The sequence below is a fragment of the Delftia sp. ZNC0008 genome, from assembly GCF_000799035.1.
GTDB lineage: Bacteria > Pseudomonadota > Gammaproteobacteria > Burkholderiales > Burkholderiaceae_C > Comamonas > Comamonas tsuruhatensis.
The window spans coordinates 1-2,876 of the sequence record NZ_JTKZ01000623.1; the positions used below are offsets into that span (position 1 = coordinate 1).

Annotated in this window: 4 protein-coding genes; 2 read left to right on the plus strand and 2 right to left on the minus strand. The window is 67.5% G+C overall.

The features are described 5' to 3' along the window. A partial coding sequence (locus L995_RS20465) for an ATP-binding cassette domain-containing protein (RefSeq protein ID WP_047473331.1) occupies positions 1-441 on the minus strand: 441 nt, incomplete at its 3' end. Positions 442-709: 268 nt separating this feature from the next. Between L995_RS20465 and trxA the strand changes: the two genes are divergently transcribed. Further along, the gene (gene trxA, locus L995_RS20470; protein WP_047473332.1) at positions 710-1,666 is read left to right on the plus strand and encodes a thioredoxin; all 957 of its coding nucleotides are present in this window, start codon (positions 710-712) and stop codon (positions 1,664-1,666) included. 63 nt (positions 1,667-1,729) lie between these two features. On the opposite strand, the gene L995_RS20475 is transcribed toward trxA, so the two are convergent. Beyond that, on the minus strand, positions 1,730-2,536 hold the full coding sequence (locus L995_RS20475) for an aminotransferase class IV family protein (RefSeq protein WP_047473336.1): 807 nt from the start codon (positions 2,534-2,536) through the stop codon (positions 1,730-1,732). 99 nt (positions 2,537-2,635) lie between these two features. Here L995_RS20475 and L995_RS20480 point away from each other — a divergent pair. Next, on the plus strand, positions 2,636-2,876 hold a 241-nt coding region (locus L995_RS20480; protein ID WP_047473335.1), incomplete at its 3' end, for a LysR family transcriptional regulator.

The window sequence follows — 2,876 nt, forward strand, 5'->3', positions numbered from 1 at the left end:
GATGGCCTGGCCGATGGCCACGCGCTGGCGCTGGCCGCGAGACAGCTCGGTGGGCAGGCGCTCCAGCAGGTCGGCCAGGCCCAGCTGCCCGGCCACGTGCGCCACGCGCTGCGGCGCCTCGGACGGGGGCACGCCCATGGACAGGGCTGCGTACTGCAGGCAGCGCCGCACGCTCAGGCGGTCATAGAGGCCGAAGAAATCCGACAGATAGCCCAGGTGCCGGTGCACTTCGCGGGGCTGCTCCTGCACGGCAATGCCATGCACCTCGACCTGGCCCGACAGCGGCTGGTCCAGCCCGGCGATGCAGCGCATCAGCGTGGATTTTCCGGCGCCGTTGGGCCCTACCAGGGCCGTGACGGTGCCTGCGGCGATATGGACGCTGACGCCGTCCAGCGCGCGGTGGCCCGGGTACTCGAACACCAGCTGCGAAACCTTGATCAAGGCGAGCCCTCCCTCATTGTGTTGATGGCAGGCCGCAATGGCGGCTCAGCGCGCCAATATAGCCCAGCGCTGCCGCGCCTCGTCCCCGGCCGGGCGGCTTGAAATGCACGCAGCCGGCTCCCAACTGGGGTGGTTGCCGTCCATGGCGCCCACGCCATGGAATTGCTGGAGAATCACACGGTCCGCATCGGAGGCATCCGGCCGCCGAACTCCGAACCGCCACAGTTCGCGCGCCCTGGCCGCGCGCCTTGCCACAGGGTCTGATCACATGATTGATGTCACCATTGAGAATTTCGAAGCCGAAGTCGTCGCCGCCTCCATGCAGGTGCCGGTGCTCGTCGACTTCTGGGCGCCCTGGTGCGGCCCGTGCAAGACGCTGGGCCCCATCCTGGAAAAGCTGGAAGTGGCCTACGAAGGCCGCTTCAAGCTGGTCAAGATCGATTCCGACCAGGAGCAGCAGCTGGCCGGCATGTTCGGCATCCGCTCCATCCCGACCTGCATCCTGATGATGGGCGGCCGGCCCGTGGACGGCTTCATGGGCGCCCAGCCCGAAGGCAAGCTGCGCGAGTTCCTGGACAAGCACCTGCCCTCCGAAGGCGAGCTGGCGGCCGAGGCCGAAGCCGACGAGGCCCACCAGCTGCTGGAAGCCGGCGACACGCAGGCCGCCCTGCAAAAGCTGGCCGATGCGCTGGCCGCCGACCCAGCCAACGACGATGCGCGCTTCGACTACGTGCGCCTGCTGATCGCCACGGGCGGCTACGAAGAGGCCGGCGCCCTGCTGACCGAGCCGCTCAAGCGCATTCCCCAGGCCACGCGCTTCGAGGCGCTCAACCAATGGCTGCAGTGCATGCTCTTCGTGCACAACGACGATCGCGGCAACTGGGAGTTTGCCCAGTTCGATGCCGTCATCGCACAGAACAAGCGCGACTTCGACACCCGCTTCGGCAAGGCCCAGGCCCTGGCCGCCGAAGGCCAGTGGGCAGCCAGCATGGACGAGCTGCTGGAAATCATCATGCGCGACAAGGAATGGAACGGCCAGGCCGCGCGCAAGCTCTATGTGGGCATCCTGGAGCTGCTCACACCCCCGAAGCCCAAGAAGCAGGACGCCATCCCCGGCAAGAGCAGCGGCGGCATCGAGCTGCTGGGCAAGGGCGCGGCCGAGCAGGACGAGGCCACGCAGCTGGTCAACGGCTACCGCCGCAAGCTCAGCATGGCGCTGAACTGAGTCCGGCCGCGCGCCGGTGAAGAGACGGGGAGCCTTGCGGCTCCCTTTTTTCATGGCGAGGGCTCAGGGTGCAACCGGCTCCTCGGCCGCATGCGCGCGGTGCAGCAACTGCACGAAGCCGGGCGCATCCGGCAGATGCACATCGGCCAGGCGCCTGACAGCAATGCCGGGGGACCATGAATTCATCACCACGGCGCCGGCCATGTCGGGCAGGTCGGCCAGGGTCAGAACGGCCTCGCGCTGCGCCACGCCCATGCGCTGCAGCTGGCGGCGCAGCATGGACTCGGTCGTGCCCGGCAGCACCTGGGCGCGCGGCCAGACCACGGCATCTCCATCCCAGAAGGCCAGGTTCCAGATGGTGGCCTCGCCAATACGGCCGTGGCGATCGGCAAAGGCGGCATCGTCAAAGCCCTGGGCTACGGCGCGACGCAGCAGATGCGTCTTCGCCACCTCGCCCACATGCTTGAGGTGGGGCAGCATGCGTTCATGCTCGAACAGCGCCAGGCTCAAGGGCCCGGCAGGGCCCGAGGCGGGTGCCGAGGTCCGCACCAGCATGCGCGGCCGCGCATCGGCGGCCGTGAATTCACCGGCAGGCGAGTACACCGTGGCGGTCAGCGACACATCCTGCGGGCCGTTGGCAAGCGCCTTCCGCAGCTGTGCCTGGACATGGTCATCGGACAAGGCCTGGCCGTACAGCTCCAGCGAGGCCTGGCGCAAGCGCTGCAGATGCAGGTCCAGCCCGCGCAGCCTGCCGCCGCGCACCTGCATGGCCGTGAAATGGGCATGGCCTGCAAAGGCCAGGGCGGCGAGTTCGGCCGCCGTCGCGGGCTGTCCATCGATAAGGCTGGTGAAGAAAGAGGCGGTTTCCATGGATTCATCCATCAACAAATTTTCTTGATTGTTCGATGGCGGTTCCAAAAGAGGAAGCAAGTAGTATTCGATGCTCCATCAAGAAAGATTTGAAGATCCATGCGCCAGCTTCCACCGGGCACGCGCGCCCTGCGCAGCTTCGAGGCCGCAGGGCGCCACCTGAACTTCACGCGTGCGGCCGACGAACTGGGACTGACCCCGGCGGCGGTCAGCCACCAGATCAAGGAGATGGAGGAACAGCTGGGCCTCGTCCTCTTCACGCGCAACAGCCGCAGCATGCAGCTCACGCCCGCAGGCAGCGTGCTGCTGGAGGCCACGGCCGAGGCGCTGGGCCACGCGG

What these genes read in the sequence shown, in the direction of transcription:
- L995_RS20475 (WP_047473336.1), bottom strand. Translation starts at nt 2,536, where the DNA reads ATGGAAACCGCCTCTTTCTTCACCAGCCTTATCGATGGACAGCCCGCG.
- trxA (WP_047473332.1), top strand. Translation starts at nt 710, where the DNA reads ATGATTGATGTCACCATTGAGAATTTCGAAGCCGAAGTCGTCGCCGCC.